We start from the raw sequence: 16402 nt of genomic DNA, 5'->3' as shown, positions 1-16402 counted from the left end.
CCGCGGCTGGCTCAGCGTGCCCGCGCAGCCTGGGCGGCACAGGCCGCAGCCTGGCGGGCGCGCACCGCACGGGCCCGCTCCAGCACCCTGTCCTGCGGCTCCTCGGGCGGCCAGCCGCAGACGACGGAGCTGCCGTCAAGATCGGTAAAGGCCCATTGCGCGGCCAGCAGCTGGTAGCTTTTCACCTCCCAGCCGGAGGCATCGGGTTCAAACCGCAGGCGCCAGGCGCCGCGCACCTGTACCGGCAGCCGCAGCCGCCGGATCTGCAGCATGGCCTCGTGCCCGGTCTCCGCCGATCGCACCCCCTGTGCGCGCAGCCTCTTCATCCGCTCCACCAGCGGTGCCGCTTCACGCATCCGGCGCCCGGCAAAGATCACCTCTATCTCGGTATCCGGCCTGACGATCCCCTTCACCACCAGATCGCGCCGGTTATTGCGGCTGAACACCGGCACCAGTTCCACCGGCACATCGCGCACTTCGCGCTTGAACAGGCCCGCGTCCTCGATCTGCGGGGTGATTTGGGAATGAGGTCTGCGACGGTTCTTCATGGCAATTCCCGGCACTGCCCGCAAAAGCGGACAGCTGCCTTGTCAGCTGTTTCGTGTCTTCACCCCAGCCTAGGCCGCCGCGCTTAACGAAGCGTTGAACGATCACAAAAATGCAAGACAGGCACGAAATCTCGGCGCAGAGGGGCGGGCTATGCCACCGCCGCACCGCGCCCAACGCTGCGATGCGCTTCCCCTGGAAGCGCCTTCAAGGGCGGGAGCCCCAGCTCAGCTCCGGGACACTGGCCGTTTCATGACCAGCGTTGGATTACCCTTGTACCGCGCTTCGCCTGCGGGCTCATACCCCAGCTTGCGCGCCACCTTCTGCGACACCGCATGCGCGGGATCAAAGATACAGGCAGTTTCCGCCCAGTCCGTCGCCTCCGCCGCCCATTGGTGAATGCGGTGCACCGCCTCAGTCGCCAGACCCTGGCCATGCACCTCGGGCGCAAGCACCCAGCCCGCCTCGGGGATGCCATCCAGCGGCGGCTGCATCTCCCGCCGGTAGTCGGCAAAGCCCGCTTCGCCGATGAATTTGCCGCTGCCGCGCAGGGTCACCGCCCAATAGCCATAGCCCAGCGCCTGCCAGTGACCGATGTAGCGTAACAGCCGCGTCCAGCTTTCCGAAGGCGTCGAGGGCTTGCCGGAGATGAACTGCACCACCTCCGGCTCTGCCCACAGCGCCGCAACGCCGGCGAAATCCTGCACCCGATGCGGGCGCAGGACCAGCCGGTCCGTCTCCAGAACCGGAGGCATCATCCAGGCAGCTTACCGGTAAGCACATAGCGCAGGATCTCGACCACCTGGCGCGGCTCCTCTGCCACTGCCAGTGCCGCCGCATGCACCTCTTTCAACGCGTGCTGATGCTCCGGCGGGCTCAGCACGATCACCGATTTGCCAAGTGCTGCGGCATAGCCTGCGTCGAACGCCGCATTCCACTGCTTATACTTGTCGCCAAAGCGCACAACGACCACATCGGCGTCCGAGATCCCCTTGCGGGTGCGGATCGCATTCACCATCGCGCCCTTGTGGTCATGCCAGTACTTGTTCTCCTCAGACCCGAGGATGGCCACGCCGCAATCGTCGCTGGCGTCGTGGTCGGTGACCGGCGCGTTGAAACTCACCTCCAGCCCCTGCGCGCCGTCAATGATCTGTTCCCGCCAATCGGTGTGAATCTCGCCCGAGAGATAAACGTTCAATGCCACGTCTTGTCCTTTCCTGCGCCAGCCTGCGGGGCCGCGGCCAGGGCGGCCGTGACCTCGTCATCGCTGGTTTGCGTAAAATCCCTGTAATGCGCGCCGACCGCCCAGAATTCCCTGGGGCTCAGCAGGCAGATCACAGTATCAACCAGCGGGCGCAGTTCGTCCACCGCTTCCGGGGGCGCCACCGGCACCGCCAGGATCACCTCAGCAGGCTTACGCTCCTTGAGCCAGAAATGCGCCGCCATGAAGGTCGCGCCGGTGGCGATGCCGTCATCGACAACGATGACGGTCCGCCCCTCCACGTCCACCGGATCGCGCCCTTGCAAATAGCTGGCGCGGCGGGCGGCATTTTCCTCCCGTGCCTGGGCAACCTGGGACGCAAAGTCCTCCGGCTTCATGCCGGTGGCCTGAAGCAGGGCACCGTTGAATATGGGGTTGCTGCCCTCCGCCAGCGCACCCGCGGCCAGCTCCGGGTTGGAGGGCATGCCGATCTTGCGGATCAGAATCAGGTCCAGCGGGGCGTTCAGTTTTTGCGCAATGGGCAGCGCGACAGGAACCCCGCCCCGCGGCAGCGCCAGCACCACGGGGTCCGTCATCGGCAGTTCAGCCAGTTTCCCGGCCAGCTGAAGCCCGGCAGAAATCCGGTCCTCGAACATAGGGGCCTCCACCCGGTAACCTAGCGCGCCGGGACGAAAGGCAAAGCCTCAGCCGCGCCGCGCCACCAGATAGCGCCCGGGGGTATCCGCCGGGTAATTGCCGGTTTCGACGATGTCAAAGCCTGCGCGCTGCACCGCGGCCTCCAGTGTGCGGATATCCATGAAATCCACATAGCCGGGCGCCTTGCCAGCCAGCCGCATCAGCGGGATGGCCACGGTGTACATCCAGTATTTCCAGGATCCCCGCGCCTCGCCCAGGCAGGGCGTCTTGGAGATGAACAGCCCGCCCTCGGGCAGCCTGGCCGCGATCGCGTCCAGCGCCGCCTCCAAATCCGGCAGCAGATGCAGCAGGTTGAAGGCCATCACCGCGTCAAACGGCCCCTCCGGCGCATCCTGCACACCGCAGCACTGGAATTCGACATTGGAAGCGGCTGCGTTCCAGGCCCGCTCCTGCCCCACTTTCAGCATCCCCTCCGACAAGTCGGTAGCGGTGATCTGCGCCGCATTGCGCGCCAATGCGATGGCAGTGGTCCCCGTGCCGCAGCCCAGCTCCAGCACCTTGTCGCTGTCGCGCAGGTAAGACCGGGTGCGCTCCAGCGTGTAGCGGTAGGCGTCCATGTCCCGGATCGGGGACTCGGCGTATTTCGGGGCAATCCTGTCCCAGAAGCGGGCATCGGCTGTCATGGCGGCTCTCCTTGCTTGCTTTGAGCCTATCCATGCAGGAACCACAGATAAATTGCTGAAATCCGCAAGGTCGTTATACATATCTGTATGGAAAACCCTGACTGGAACCACATCCGCGCCTTTCTGGCCACCGCGGAAACCGGCTCGCTTTCAGCCGCCGCCCGCCGCCTTGGCCTGACCCAGCCGACGCTGTCGCGCCAGGTGGCGGCGCTGGAGGCGGAGCTGGGCGTGTTGCTGTTTGAACGCCTCGGCCGCGCCTTGGCGCTGACTGACGCGGGGCACGAGCTGCTGATCCACAGCCGCAAGATGGGCGAGGCCGCAAATGGTTTGCGTCTGGCCGCCACCGGCCAGGCCCAGTCCATCGAGGGCACGGTGCGGATCACCGCCTCGGATGTGATGTCGGCGCATGTGCTGCCGCCGGTATTGCACCAGCTGCGCCAGCGGGCGCCGCGGCTGACCATCGACGTGGTGGCCGCCAATGACATCCGCGACCTGATGCGGCGCGAGGCCGATATCGCCATCCGCCACGTCCGCCCCGAGCAGCCCGAGCTGATCGCCCGCCTGGTTCAGGAGGCCACCGCCCATTTCTATGCCGCCCCCAGCTATCTGGCGCGCCGCGGGCGGCCCGCATCGCCAGCGGATATGGCGGATCATGACTTCGTGGGCTTTGCGGACGTGGACCGTTCCATCGCGTTCATGGCGCCGCTGGGCATTCACCTGACAGCGGACAACTTCCGCATCAGATCCACTAGCGGCCTGGCATCCTGGGAGCTGGTCAAACAGGGCTTCGGCGTCTGCCCGATGATGGACGATGTGGCCGCCGTCACGCCGGGAGTGGAGCGGCTGCTGCCGGGGATCGAGCCGATCACCTTCCCGGTCTGGCTCACCACCCACCGCGAGCTGCACACCAGCCGCCGCATCCGGCTGGTGTTTGACCTTCTGGCAGAGTTCTTCGCCGCCAGGTGACACGGAAAAGGCAGCGCCCCAACGGGTGCGCTGCCCAAAAGTTTTCGCAAAACTTTTGCCAAGACTTTTCAAAAAAGCCTTGGTGCCGCGTCACCCCCGCAGGGTGCCGCCGGTTGCCTTGGTGACCTTGGCGATGATCTTCTCGCTCACCGCTTCGATATCCTTTTCCTTCAGCGTCTTATCGCTGGGCTGCAGCCGCACGGTGATCGCCAGCGACTTCTTGCCCTCGCCCAGGGAACCACCGATGAACTCGTCAAAGACGCGCACATCCTCGATCAGCGCCTTGTCGGCACCCGCGGCAGCATTGACCAGGGTCAGCGCCTCGACATCCGCATTAACCACAAAGGCAAAGTCCCGCTCCACCGCCTGCAGGTCGCTGATCGCCAGCGCCGGGCGGGTGGCGCCGCTTTTGCGCGGCAGCGGCACCTCATCCGGGAAGATGGTGAAGGCCACGGCAGCACCCTTGATGCCCATCTGCTTCAGAACCTTCGGATGCAGCTCGCCAAAGACGCCGAGGGTTTTCTTCGGGCCCAGGCAAATGCGGCCATGGCGGCCCGGGTGCCACCAGCTGGCACCGCCGCGCAGGATCTGCACCTTGGCCGGCGCGCCGATGGCGGCCAGCACTGCCTCGGCATCCGCCTTGGCATCATAAAGGTCCACCGCGCGCGAGGCGCCATGCACGTCCTTGGGCCCGGTGCGGCCCACCAGCAGGCCCGCGATCTGGGTCACCTGCTCGCCCGGCTCGCCGCCGGTGAAGGCAGGGCCTGCCTCGAACAGCGCCAGATCCATGAAACCGCGCGCCTGGTTGCGGGCCGCGGCCTGCAGCAGGCCCGCCAGAAGGTCCGGACGCATATGCGACATCTCGGACGAGATCGGGTTGGCGAGCATGGTGGCATCGTCACCGCCGCCGAACAGCGCGGCAGAGGCCTTGTCGATGAAGCTGTAGCTGACGACCTCATTATAGCCGAGGCTGGCGCAGGTGCGGCGCGCCATCTGCTGGCGGCGCTGCTGCGGCGTCATCACCGGCTTCGGGATGCCGTCGGTCAGCCGCGGCAGCGGCTTGCCCTGCAATTTGGTCAGCGAGGCGATCCGCGCGACCTCTTCCACCAGGTCGGCCTCGCCCTGCACATCCGGGCGCCAGCTGGGCACATGCGCCATGTTGCCCTCCAGGCGGAAGCCGAGGCGGGTCAGGGTCTGGCGCTGGTCGCTTTCCGGGATTTCCATCCCCACCAGCGACTGCACCCGGTTGGAGTCCAGCTTGTAGGCGCGCGAGTGATCCGGTACGTCGCCCGCAATCACCACCTCCGACGGCTCGCCGCCGCAGATATCCAGGATCATCTGGGTTGCCCGGTGCAGCCCTTCGATGGTGTATTCCGGATCCACGCCGCGCTCAAAGCGGTAGCGCGCGTCCGAGTTGATCTTGAGCGCCCGGCCCGCCATCGCGATCTGAACGTGATCCCAGAAGGCGCTCTCCAGGAACACATCCACGGTTTCCTCGGTACAGCCGGTTTCCTCGCCGCCCATGATGCCGCCGATGCTCTCCACACCCTTTTCGTCTGAGATCACCATGTGGCCCGCGCCAAGGGTGTATTCCTTCTCATCCAGCGCCACCAGCGTCTCGCCGCCCTGGGCGCGGTGCACCCGCAGGTTGCCCTGCACCTTGGCCGCATCGAACACATGCAGCGGGCGGTTCTGGTCGAAGGTGAAGAAGTTGGTCACATCCACCAGCGCCGAGATCGGGCGCAGGCCGATCGCCGTCAGCCGGTCCTGCAGCCACTGCGGGCTGGGGCCGTTTTTCACACCTTTGATCAGGCGGCCGGCAAACAGCGGGCAGCCGTCGAGGGTGTCCTCGTCGATGGTGACCTTGATCGGGCTTGCGAAGTCGCCCGGGATCGCCTCAAACGCACGGGTCTTCAGGGTGCCCAGGCCGCGCGCCGCCAGATCGCGGGCGATGCCATAAACGCCCAGCGCATCGGGGCGGTTCGGGGTGATCGCGATCTCGATGACCGGGTCGACCTTGGCCGGATCGTTCTCCGCCAGCCAGTCCACGAACTTGTCGCCGACATTGCCCGAGGGCAGCTCGATGATGCCGTCATGCTCTTCCGACAGCTCCAGCTCGCGCTCCGACGCCATCATGCCAAAGCTTTCGACACCGCGGATCTTGCCAACGCCGATGGTGATGTCGAGGCCCGGGATATACATGCCCGGTTTGCACACCACCACGGTGATGCCCTCGCGCGCGTTCGGCGCGCCGCAGATGATCTGCATCTCGCCTTCATCGGTGTCCACCTTGCAGACCCGCAGCTTGTCGGCATCCGGGTGTTTCTCGGCGTGTTTCACATAGCCAAGGGTGAAGTCCTTCAGCGCGTCCGCCGGATTGACGACCCCTTCGACCTCAAGGCCCAGGTCGGTCAGAGCATCAGTAATCTCCTCCACCGAAGCATCGGTGTCGAGGTGGTCTTTCAGCCAGGAAAGCGTGAATTTCATCGGTCGGGGACCCCTTGGCAGACATGCGTGTTGGCCACAGGCAATGGCAAAGATTGCGCCAAGGTTCAAGGGTCGGGGCGCCCTGCCTTCAAGGATAGCTGGGAGTGAGGTTCAAAAGCTCATCCAATTGCCGCCCGATCCAGCCGTGCGGGATGAAATGGCCGCCGGGATGGGTGTCCAGCACCACCTGTCCGCCGGCACAGCCCGGCCAGACCGTGCGCTCAAGCTTCAGGAATTCCACCACCTGCCACTGCCCCAGTGCGCGTGCTGCGCCGCAGCCCAGCCGCGCCCGCCACAGCGCCACCGGATAAGTCCGCTCGCCGCCGGGGCCATAGGGGAAGTCCATCACCCGGTCCTTCAGCCCATGCACATGGCGCACCTCGCGCGGGGCTTCGGGGCAGTTCTCGCTCTGCTGAATGGTGCCCGCCACCGCCAAGAGCGCCGCCACGTCGTTGCCGCTGTGGCAGACATAGCGCCACGCCATGGCCGAGCCATAGGAATAGCCCGAGACGTAAATCCGTTCTGGATCAACGGGATAGTGTTTTGCGACGTCCCTCAGCACCGCGTCGGCGAAGGCCACGTCCTGCGTCTCCGCCGACCAGAAATCCCAGGTCTTGCGGCGTCCGTTCGGCGTCACCAGCAGCACGCCCCGGCGCTTGGCAGAGGCCCCGACCCGGTTGCTGTGCTGAGCATGCCGCCCGGTGCGGGACCAGCCGTGGAAATGCAGCAGCACCGGCAGGGGCGTAACCCCGTCCCAGCCCTCCGGCTCCATCACATGATAGGAGCGGTCGCCCAGTTCGCAGGGCGTTTCGCCGTGGCATTCAGCAGGCTTCGATGGCCCCATGGCGGCAGCGGCAGAAGCCCACATCAGAGCGGCCGAAAGGGAAAGAACAGCTCGGAACATCTGTCCGAGCCTAGCCGCTGGGCGGCGGCTGTCACGTCACAAAATTGTGGGACCGGGTGCCGAGCCGCGCCAATGACTGAACTTGCAGGGCAGCGCCCGCCTCAGGGCCGCCGTCGGGGCGGAAAACAAAATGTCTAGCGTTTGAAGCCTTTGAGCAAACTTTGCGTCTTGCGCAATTGTGCTGTGGCGGCCCGCATCTCGCGCGCCTGTTTCCTTCTCGAACGCCGATCCAAGTTAAAGAACAGACTGGCCGGGGCACCCCCCAAGAATACAACCGGCAAAGAAATCTCTGCAGGCGCGAGAGAAATCAATGAAACGGCCACCGTAAAAAACAGCAGCCCCGCCAGATTAATTTTCCAGCGGGGCGTGGTTTCAGAAATCGCATTACACCAGTTCACATAGCGCGACAGGTATACGCCAATAAGATACACTTACCGGCTCAAACCGCCATGCAGCGCCGGCATGTCCAGGCTCTGGAAGCCGTAGTGGCGCAGCCAGCGCAGGTCGCTGTCGAAGAAGGCGCGCAGGTCCGGAATGCCGTATTTCAGCATCGCCAGGCGGTCGATGCCGATGCCGAAGGCAAAGCCCTGATAGATCTCCGGGTCGATGCCGCCTGCGGCAATCACCTTGGGGTGCACCATGCCGGAGCCGAGGATTTCCATCCAGTCGTCGCCCTCGCCGATCTTCAGCGCACCACCCTCCCAGGAGCAGCGGATGTCCACTTCGGCAGACGGCTCGGTGAAGGGGAAGTGCGAGGCGCGGAAGCGCAGCTCGACGTCATCCACCTCGAAGAAGGACTTCACGAATTCCTCCAGCACCCACTTGAGGTTCGCCATCGAGATGTCCTTGTCCAGCGCTAGGCCTTCGACCTGGTGGAACATCGGCGTGTGGGTCTGGTCATAGTCGGCGCGGTAGACGCCGCCCGGGCAGATGATGCGCAAGGGGGCGCCCATCTTCTCCATCGAGCGGATCTGCACCGGCGAGGTATGGGTGCGCAGCACATGCGGCGGGCGGTTGTCGCCCTCGGCGCGGTGCATATAGAACGTGTCCATTTCAGCGCGTGCCGGGTGGTGGCCGGGGATATTCAGCGCATCGAAGTTGTACCAGTCGGTGTCGATCCGCGGACCCTCAGCGACCGAGAAGCCGAGTTCGGCAAAGATCGCGGTGATCTCTTCCTGCACCTGGCTGATCGGATGCAGGCTGCCCTGGCGCTGGGGACGCGACGGCAGGGTCACGTCCAGCCACTCGGTGCGCAGGCGCTCATCCAGTGCGGCATCTTCCAGACCCGCCTTCTTGGCTGCCAGGGCCGAGTTGATCTCATCCTTCAGCGCGTTCAGCGCCGGGCCGGCCACCTGGCGCTCTTCCGGGGTCATTTTGCCCAGCTCGCGCATTTTCAGCGCCACTTCGCCCTTTTTGCCGACGGCGGCAAGGCGGATCGCCTCCAGTGCGGCCTCGTCGGCGGCCTCAGCAATCTGACCCAGGTATTTGGCTTTAAGATCGTCCATCACGGCCCCTCGAATTCTGCTTGTGCCCTGCTACCACAAGGGCCGCCGAAAGCAAGAGGGCGGCGGTGGAAGCCGTGAGGGTGTGTCACCGCTACGCGTTGCGCCGGTGCCCGGGCCTGAAATCACGCCCGTTTTGTGGTACTCTTCGCGCAGATCATTTCAGCGGGTCGGGAGGACAGAACCATGGCACATGTGGATTGGTATATCGAAGGCCGCAGCTTCGGGAACTGCAACTGCAACTACGGCTGCCCCTGCCAGTTTGAGGATCTGCCCACGCACGGCAACTGCACCGGCTTCGAGGTGCTCCATATCGACCAAGGGCATTTCGGCGAAACCGACCTGACCGGCACCCGCTGCGCGATGCTCTATGCCTGGCCCGGCCCGATCTTCGAAGGCAAGGGCGCGCTGCAGGCGATCATCGACGACCGCGCCTCTGACGCCCAGCGCGCGGCGCTGGAAACCGTGCTCTTGGGCGGCGAGACGGATGAGGAAGCCACACACTGGTGGGTGTTCCGCGCCATGTGCGACACTGTGCACGAGACGCTGGTTAAGCGGATCGACTACGAGGCCGATATTGAAAACCGCACGGCCAAGCTGGATATTGAAGGGCTGGTCACCTCCACCGGCCGCCCGATTCAGGCCCCGCATGGCGGCGGCGCGCACCGGGTCCGCATAGATATCCCCGGCGGCATCGAGTTCACCCTGGCCGAGATCGGCAGCGCCTCCACCAAATCCAATGCGGCGATCAAGCTGGACTTGGACGACAGTTATGGCCAATGGGCCATCATCCGGCACGGCCCGCACGGGATTGCGGCCTGAGCGGCCTTAGCCCAGCAGCATCCAGGCGCCCATGCCCGCCATCATCAGGTTCTCGGTGAGCGACACAAAGCCCAGCGGCACCTCGCTGCTGCCGCCCATGCAAGCGCATTTCAGCTCCCGCTTGTCGATATAGACCGCCTTGAATACCGACACTGCACCCACGGTGCCGATCACCAGTGCCAGCGGCGCGGCCAGCCAGATCAGAACGCCCGCCAGCATGAATAGGCCCGCCAGTCCTTCGGCAAAAGGATAGACATAGCCATAAGGAACAAACCGGCGGGCCAGCAGGTCATAGTTCAGGAACATGCTGGAGAAACTTTCAACATCGCGAAGCTTTTGCAGCGCCAGCAGGCACATCGAAACGGCGACGAACCACATCAGCGTCCGCCCCATGCCAAGCGCGCCGAAGGCGGCCCACTGCGCCGCCAGCGCAATCCCCAGCGCCATGGCAAACAGCGCAATTACCGGCACATAGGTGGTCTCCCCCTCCGCCCGCACAGGTATTCCGAAATGGGCGCGCAGATCCTCGTAGCCGCCAATCCGCTCGCCGCCGATGTAGGTCTGCGGCGTGGTTTCAACCCCCGCCTGCTCCCGGAAGCTGTCAACCTCCGCGCGCGTGGTCAGCCGGTGATCCTCGACCTCATGCCCCTTCCAGCGCAGCAGGGCCCTGGACTTGAGCCCGTAGGGGCACATGTGGTCCGGCATGTCCATCCGGTAGAGCTTGGCGGTCCTGCCTTCTGACTTTGTATGCGCGGTGTCTGCGGCGGTCATCGCCTCCTCCTGTGCCGGTGCCGGATCAATAGCTTAACGAGACCGCGCCATTGAAAGTTCCGGCCTGAGCGGGGCAGCGCGGCCCGCCGCCCCCTTGCTCCGGCCGCGCGCCACCGGCGCAGCCGATCTTGCCAATCGGCATTAACCGCTTGCCAGCCCGCCGTTTTCATGCGCACGTTGACCGGCAGCTTGCGAAAATGGATGTGACACCATGCCTACGCATTTGGACCGCACAACCCTGACCTGGAAAATCACACCTGACTTGCTCGGTGTCATCGACTCCTCCGGCATCTTTACAGACACCAATCCGGCCTGGTTCAAGACTCTGGGCCTGCTGCCCGAGGAAATCGAAAGCCGTCAGTTTTTCCACTTTCTGCATCCCGACGATATGTCCCGGACAGAAGCGGCATTTGAACTGGTCAAGCAAGGCAATCCGGTTCTGCAGTTTGAGAACCGCTACCGGCACAAGGACGGCTCTTACCGCTGGCTGTCCTGGAATGCGGTGCCGGAAGGGGACCGGTTCGTCTGCAGCGCCCGTGACGTCACCAAGGCCAAGGAAAACGAGGCCCACCTCGCCACACGCGAGCAGGAGGCCCGCTTCCGCGAGCAGTTCATTGCGGTGCTGGGCCACGATCTGCGCAACCCGCTGACCGCGATCGGCGCCGTGCTGCGGCTTCTGGGGAACGAGCCGCAATCCGCCAAGGCACTGGAGCTTCTGGCGAACGGCCGCCAGTCGGTCACCCGAATGTCATCGCTGATCAACGATATTCTCGATTTTGCCCGCGCCCGCCTGGGTAATGGAATCGAGATGAACCGCAGCCGGAAAATTGAGCTGCGGCCGGTTCTAAGCCAGACGGTGGAGGAGATCCGGCTGGCAAACCCGGACACCGCTCTGCGCGAAGAGTACAGTTTCGAGGACCCGATCGGCTGCGATCCGGAACGCATCGCCCAGCTGGTTTCAAATCTGCTGTCCAATGCTGTGACGCACGGCACCCCCGGCAAACCGGTGACGGTGACCGCCCGCGATGACGGCGGCGACTTCACCCTGTCCATCGCCAATGCGGGCGAACCGATCCCGCCGGATACCATAGAGCTGCTGTTCGAACCCTTCACCCGTGCCGAAACACGGGAGTCGCAGAACGGGCTGGGGCTGGGGCTGTTCATCGCTCAGCAAATCGCCAAGGGCCACGGCGGCCTGCTGTCGGTGCGGTCGGACGAGCAGCAGACCGTGTTTACCCTGCGGATTCCGCGCCAGAGCTGAAGACAGACGGCCTCAGGCCGGGAACCGCAGCACGGCGGTGAAACCCGGGCCGTCCGTTACCAGCTCCAGCTCGCCCTCCAGTTCCATCCGCGCGACATCGGCAATCTTCACACCCAGCCCCGGCGCCGCTTCGCCGGAGTCTCCGGGCAAGCCAACGCCATCATCCGAGCACACCAGCCGCAAGCTGCCCCCGCCGGCCTGCTCCAGCCTGATGGCGACACTGCCGGGGCGGTTTCCCGGGAAGGCGTGCTTGAAGGAGTTGGCAATGAATTCGTTCACAAAGGTGCCCACCGCCACCGCTTGAGTGGGGCTGACCTCCTGGGCGCAGGCTTCAAGCCGCAGCTCCACGCCCGGCGGCGCCAGGCCCGCCGTGTGGCCGCAAACCAGATCAAGAAACCCTTTGAGGCAGATGCTGCGGCCCTCCGGCTGCTGGTACAGCAATTCATGAACACGGCTCATGGCATCGACCCGTGCCATGATGCCTTCCAGCGCGGACTTGGCCTCCGGCTGATCGTATTTTCGCTGCTGGAGTCTCGCGAAGGCGGACAGCGACGCAAGCGAGTTCTTGACCCGGTGGTCCGCCTCCTTGCGCAGAACGGCCTCAGCGCGCAGCGACTTTCGCAATTCGAGCTGCGCCATAACCTGGCGTGCCAGCACCTTCAGCGAGCGGCGCTGAAGGCTGGTCAGCTCCTTCGGCTCGTAGTCCAGCACACACAACGTGCCCAGGGGCAGCCCGTTGCCGGTCTTCAGCAGCGCGCCGGCATAGAAGCGCAGGCCCGGTTCGGCAAGACACAGCGGGTTGTCGCACATCCTGGGATCATTCAGGGTATCCCTGATTTCGACAAAATCCTCCTCCAGGATTACATGCGAACACAGCGAGGTTTCCAGCGGGGTCTCGCGGACACCCAGCCCGGTCTCGGCCTTGAACCACTGCCGGTCTGCGTCAATCAGGTTCACCACGGAAATAGCAGTGCCGCACAGTTCCGCGGCGAGATCCGCGATGTCGTCGAAATCCTTTTCCCGTTCCGTGTCCAGAACGTTGAAGGAGTACAAAGCGCGAAGGCGGTCTTCCTGTTGCGGGTGCGGGCTCGCTCTCATTTCAGGCCTCCAGCCAGGTCAGCAGCCGGTTGACTATTGGCCGGCTGGGCGCCGATAGCAACCTGCGAACCGCGGAGGCGGCAACCGGGCGCGAAAAAAGGCCGCTCCAGCTGGAGCGGCCTTTCTTCGAATTCAGATCCGTCCGGAGCCTTAGGCTGCCAGCGCGTCCTGTGCCTGGCGCACGATCGCACCGAAGGCTTCGGGCTCGTGCACGGCCAGGTCGGCCAGAACCTTACGGTCCACTTCGATGCCGGCCAGGGTCAGGCCGTTGATGAAGCGGGAGTAGGTCAGCGCTTCGTCGTGCGAACGCACAGCAGCGTTGATCCGCTGGATCCACAGCGCGCGGAAGTTGCGCTTGCGGTTCTTACGGTCGCGGGTTGCGTACTGGTTCGCCTTGTCGACGGCCTGACGGGCAACCTTGAAGGTGTTCTTGCGGCGGCCGTAGTAACCTTTGGCTGCCTTGATGACCTTCTTGTGACGGGCGTGAGTTGTGGTACCACCTTTTACGCGGGACATGTGTCAGATCTCCTCTTAGCGGTCGTAGGGCATGAAGCCCTTGACGATCTTTGCGTCCGGTGCGGACAGGGTGGTGGTGCCGCGGGCATCACGGATGAATTTCTTGGTGCGTTTGATCATGCCGTGGCGCTTGCCGGCCTGACCTGCGATGACCTTGCCAGTGGCGGTCACCTTGAAGCGCTTCTTGGCGCTCGATTTCGTCTTCATCTTGGGCATTTCCGTCTCCTTCAATGCAGGTTCGCTAGACGCGCGACTCGGCATGCCTCGACGGCCGGCCGCGCGGAACAGAGCTGCCCTTTAAGCAAACCTCACCCTGGGGGCAAGCGGATTCTCTGGATTAAGCGCACAGGACCCTGCAAAAAACGCATCCGCCCCATCATTCCCCGCATATCAGCCGGGTTTCGCCGCCACAGCACAGGCGGCCGGCGGACGCCGCCCGCTGAGCGCGGCAGGACCGGGGCGCCACGTCCCGGCGATCCGCGGCCCCGCACTCCGCGCAAGGCCGGTCTTCATGCTGCCTCAGCTCACGCAAGGGCCTGCCGGCAGCGGCGCGGCAGGCCCGTAGCCAAAGACCGGTTATTCCGGGTCGGTACTGTAGATCAACCGCTCGTCACAAGGGGCGATGCGCAGGATGTTGGTGGTGCCCGGCACATTGAACGGCACACCGGCGGTGACCACGATCTGGTCGCTTTCGCCCGCATAGCCGCCCGCGCGCGCCGCGCGCGCCGCATTCACCACCGCGCCCTTGAAGCGGTCCAGCTCCGGCGTCATCACGCATTTGCACCCCCAGCTCAGGCACAGCCGCCGCGCCGTGGCGCTGACCGGGGTCATCGCGATGATCGGCACGCCGGGGCGCTCGCGCGCGGTCAGCAGCGCGGTTGTACCCGATTGGGTGAAACAGCAAATCGCCTTGATCTCGGTCTTCTCGGCAATTTCGCGCGCCGCGGCCACGATGCCGTCGGCAACGGTCGTGCCCTTGGCAGAGCGCGAGGCGGCGATGATCTGGGTATAGGTCGGATCCGCCTCAACCTCGATGGCCACCTTGTCCATGGTCTTGACGGCTTGAACCGGGTACTGGCCTGCCGCGCTCTCTGCGCTAAGCATCACCGCGTCGGCACCTTCATAGATGGCGGTGGCCACGTCAGACACCTCGGCGCGGGTCGGCATCGGGCTTTCGATCATGCTTTCCAGCATCTGGGTTGCCACGATCACCGGCTTGGCCGCGGCCCGGCACTTGCGCACCAGCCGCTTCTGGATCGGCGGCACCGCCGCCACCGGCAGCTCCACCCCCAGGTCGCCGCGCGCCACCATGATGCCGTCGGAGGCGTCCAGAATGGCCTCGAAATCCTCCACCGCCTGCGGCTTTTCGATCTTCGACAGCACCGCCGCACGGCCATCGGCCAGCGACCGCGCCTCATAGACGTCCTTGGCCCGCTGCACGAAAGACAGCGCCAGCCAGTCAACGCCCAAAGAACAGACAAACTCCAGATCCGCGCGGTCCTTTTCCGACAGCGCCGCCAGCGGCAGCACCACGTCCGGCACGTTCACGCCCTTGCGGTTGGAAATCGTGCCGCCGGTTTCCACCGTGCAATCGGCAAAATCCGGGCCGCAAGCGTCCACCACCAGGCGGATCTTGCCGTCATTGACCAAGAGATGCGCACCCGGCTCCAGCGCCTGGAAGATCTCCGGGTGCGGCAGGCACACGCGGGAGGCGTCCCCTTCGGCCTTGTCCAGATCGAGGCGGAACTTGGCGCCCTCCTCCAGCTCTTCGACGCCATTGGCAAAGACGCCGACACGCAGTTTCGGCCCCTGCAGGTCCGCCAGGATCGCAATCGGGCTGTCCAGATCCTTTTCCACTTGGCGGATAATCTTATGCTTCTCGGCAATCTCCGGGTGGCTGCCGTGCGACATGTTCAGCCGGAACACATCGGCGCCGGCCTCATGCAGCGCGCGGATGGTGTCATAGGTCTCCGAAGCCGGCCCCAGGGTGGCGACAATCTTCACATTGCGCGAGCGTTTCATAGGGGTCTACTCCTCCGGACCTGAAATATGTTATCGCAAACAGCGTTGAGCTGCTTATCCCCTAATTCCCATTTTCCCGCAACTCCCCTAAACAGCCGTCAACAAAAGATGACAGGTCCATGACACATACACCCTATTTCGTGCACGGCGCCGACCGCCCCGCCCGCTGGCTGATCACCTGCGATCATGCGACCAATGTTGTGCCCCCCTTTGCCGGCGGCGGCGACCTGGGCCTCCCGCGTGAGGACATGGAGCGCCACATCGCCTATGACGTCGGCGCCTATGAGGTGTCGAAACTGCTGGGCGAAATGCTGGACGCGCCGGTGGTTGCCTCGAACTTCTCCCGCCTGGTGATCGACCCCAACCGCGGCGAGGACGACCCGACCTTGCTGATGAAACTGTACGACGGCACCATCATCCCGGCCAACCGCCACGCAGGCGAGGCCGAGCTGAAAGAACGGCTGGAGAACTGCTACCGCCCCTATCACCGGGCGCTGGCGCGGCTGGCGGAACGCCCCGGAACGGTGATCGTGTCCATGCACAGCTTCACCCGCCAGCTGCGCGGCCGCCCGCCGCGGCCCTGGGAGATCGGCATCCTGTTCCCTCAGGGCGAGCGGTTTTCGCCCTTTGTCGTCAATGAGCTGAACCGCGAGGACGGCCTGTGCGTCGGCGTCAACGAACCCTATACCGGCTATCTGCCCGGCGATGCGATCGAGACCCACGCCACCCATGCAGGCCGCCCCAACACGCTGGTCGAGCTGAGGAACGACCTGATTGCCGAACACAAGGGCCAGCACGCCTGGGCCGAACGCCTGGCCCGCATCCTGCCGCGGGCGCTGGACGCCTCCGGTCTCTGAACCGGAATTCGACGCGAATTCCGGCCAGGAAAAATCGATTTTTCCTGGCCGTTTTCCTCGCAGGAAAACGGCTCCCCGCGTTGCAGAACTGGCGGCGCACACCCATATC

18 protein-coding genes are annotated in these 16402 nt (G+C 64.7%); 4 read left to right on the top strand and 14 right to left on the bottom strand.

Annotated elements, in window-relative coordinates; translation table 11 throughout:
• Nucleotides 1-11 precede the first annotated feature (11 nt).
• The 5 genes from AC5STI_RS17305 to AC5STI_RS17285 form a co-directional block, all read right to left on the bottom strand.
• On the bottom strand, nucleotides 12-548 hold the full coding sequence (locus AC5STI_RS17305) for a hypothetical protein (RefSeq protein WP_490398408.1): 537 nt from the start codon (nucleotides 546-548) through the stop codon (nucleotides 12-14).
• A gap of 225 nt (nucleotides 549-773) precedes the next feature.
• The gene (locus tag AC5STI_RS17300; RefSeq protein ID WP_495447531.1) at nucleotides 774-1304 is read right to left on the bottom strand and encodes a GNAT family N-acetyltransferase; all 531 of its coding nucleotides are present in this window, start codon (nucleotides 1302-1304) and stop codon (nucleotides 774-776) included.
• Nucleotides 1301-1750, bottom strand: a complete 450-nt coding sequence (locus AC5STI_RS17295; RefSeq protein WP_495447530.1) for a YtoQ family protein — start codon at nucleotides 1748-1750, stop codon at nucleotides 1301-1303. Before AC5STI_RS17295 ends, AC5STI_RS17300 begins: the two co-directional genes overlap by 4 nt.
• Nucleotides 1741-2403, bottom strand: coding sequence for a phosphoribosyltransferase (locus tag AC5STI_RS17290; RefSeq protein WP_475049861.1), 663 nt, complete (start codon nucleotides 2401-2403; stop codon nucleotides 1741-1743). The genes AC5STI_RS17295 and AC5STI_RS17290 overlap by 10 nt, the downstream gene beginning before the upstream one ends.
• Before the next feature lie 48 nt (nucleotides 2404-2451).
• Nucleotides 2452-3087: a class I SAM-dependent methyltransferase gene (locus AC5STI_RS17285; RefSeq protein ID WP_495447529.1), complete on the bottom strand. Its 636-nt coding sequence runs from the start codon at nucleotides 3085-3087 to the stop codon at nucleotides 2452-2454.
• A gap of 87 nt (nucleotides 3088-3174) precedes the next feature.
• On the opposite strand from AC5STI_RS17285, the gene AC5STI_RS17280 reads away from it, so the two are divergent.
• Nucleotides 3175-4053 carry a LysR family transcriptional regulator gene (locus AC5STI_RS17280; RefSeq protein ID WP_495447528.1) on the top strand — a complete coding sequence of 293 codons (879 nt, stop codon included), beginning with the start codon at nucleotides 3175-3177 and terminating at the stop codon, nucleotides 4051-4053.
• A gap of 90 nt (nucleotides 4054-4143) precedes the next feature.
• Here the strand turns inward: AC5STI_RS17280 and pheT are convergent, their stop codons facing one another.
• The 4 genes from pheT to pheS form a co-directional block, all read right to left on the bottom strand.
• Nucleotides 4144-6540, bottom strand: a complete 2397-nt coding sequence (gene pheT / locus AC5STI_RS17275; RefSeq protein WP_495447527.1) for a phenylalanine--tRNA ligase subunit beta — start codon at nucleotides 6538-6540, stop codon at nucleotides 4144-4146.
• An 88-nt stretch (nucleotides 6541-6628) separates the two neighbouring features.
• Complete coding sequence (locus tag AC5STI_RS17270) at nucleotides 6629-7444, bottom strand: CE1 family esterase (RefSeq protein ID WP_495447526.1); 816 nt, start codon at nucleotides 7442-7444, stop codon at nucleotides 6629-6631.
• A 134-nt stretch (nucleotides 7445-7578) separates the two neighbouring features.
• Nucleotides 7579-7875 carry a hypothetical protein gene (locus tag AC5STI_RS17265; protein ID WP_495447525.1) on the bottom strand — a complete coding sequence of 99 codons (297 nt, stop codon included), beginning with the start codon at nucleotides 7873-7875 and terminating at the stop codon, nucleotides 7579-7581.
• The gene (pheS, locus tag AC5STI_RS17260) at nucleotides 7876-8949 is read right to left on the bottom strand and encodes a phenylalanine--tRNA ligase subunit alpha (protein WP_475049849.1); all 1074 of its coding nucleotides are present in this window, start codon (nucleotides 8947-8949) and stop codon (nucleotides 7876-7878) included. It lies immediately after the preceding gene.
• A 183-nt stretch (nucleotides 8950-9132) separates the two neighbouring features.
• Here pheS and AC5STI_RS17255 point away from each other — a divergent pair, with 183 nt between their 5' ends.
• Entirely contained in the window at nucleotides 9133-9768 is a 636-nt protein-coding gene (locus tag AC5STI_RS17255) for a DUF1326 domain-containing protein (protein WP_495447524.1), read from the top strand.
• Nucleotides 9769-9774: 6 nt separating this feature from the next.
• Here AC5STI_RS17255 and AC5STI_RS17250 read toward each other — a convergent pair whose 3' ends face one another.
• Nucleotides 9775-10539: a MauE/DoxX family redox-associated membrane protein gene (locus tag AC5STI_RS17250; RefSeq protein WP_495447523.1), complete on the bottom strand. Its 765-nt coding sequence runs from the start codon at nucleotides 10537-10539 to the stop codon at nucleotides 9775-9777.
• Nucleotides 10540-10750: 211 nt separating this feature from the next.
• Between AC5STI_RS17250 and AC5STI_RS17245 the strand changes: the two genes are divergently transcribed.
• On the top strand, nucleotides 10751-11800 hold the full coding sequence (locus AC5STI_RS17245; protein ID WP_495447522.1) for a PAS domain-containing sensor histidine kinase: 1050 nt from the start codon (nucleotides 10751-10753) through the stop codon (nucleotides 11798-11800).
• 12 nt (nucleotides 11801-11812) lie between these two features.
• Here the strand turns inward: AC5STI_RS17245 and AC5STI_RS17240 are convergent, their stop codons facing one another.
• The 4 genes from AC5STI_RS17240 to pyk all read right to left on the bottom strand — a co-directional run bounded on the left by AC5STI_RS17240 (nucleotide 11813) and on the right by pyk (nucleotide 15436).
• On the bottom strand, nucleotides 11813-12898 hold the full coding sequence (locus AC5STI_RS17240; protein WP_495447521.1) for a histidine kinase dimerization/phosphoacceptor domain -containing protein: 1086 nt from the start codon (nucleotides 12896-12898) through the stop codon (nucleotides 11813-11815).
• 150 nt (nucleotides 12899-13048) lie between these two features.
• Entirely contained in the window at nucleotides 13049-13414 is a 366-nt protein-coding gene (rplT, locus tag AC5STI_RS17235; RefSeq protein WP_008557989.1) for a 50S ribosomal protein L20, read from the bottom strand.
• Between the two features lie 15 nt (nucleotides 13415-13429).
• The gene (gene rpmI, locus AC5STI_RS17230; RefSeq protein WP_475049837.1) at nucleotides 13430-13630 is read right to left on the bottom strand and encodes a 50S ribosomal protein L35; all 201 of its coding nucleotides are present in this window, start codon (nucleotides 13628-13630) and stop codon (nucleotides 13430-13432) included.
• 360 nt (nucleotides 13631-13990) lie between these two features.
• Complete coding sequence (gene pyk, locus AC5STI_RS17225; RefSeq protein WP_495447520.1) at nucleotides 13991-15436, bottom strand: pyruvate kinase; 1446 nt, start codon at nucleotides 15434-15436, stop codon at nucleotides 13991-13993.
• A gap of 119 nt (nucleotides 15437-15555) precedes the next feature.
• On the opposite strand from pyk, the gene AC5STI_RS17220 reads away from it, so the two are divergent.
• A complete protein-coding gene (locus tag AC5STI_RS17220) occupies nucleotides 15556-16293 on the top strand; it encodes an N-formylglutamate amidohydrolase (protein WP_495447519.1) in 738 nt (245 codons plus the stop codon).
• The last annotated feature ends 109 nt before the right edge of the window (nucleotides 16294-16402 follow it).

The organism is Leisingera sp. CC-HEC096 (genome assembly GCF_059429235.1).
This window is presented reverse-complemented; position numbering and strand designations above follow the sequence as displayed.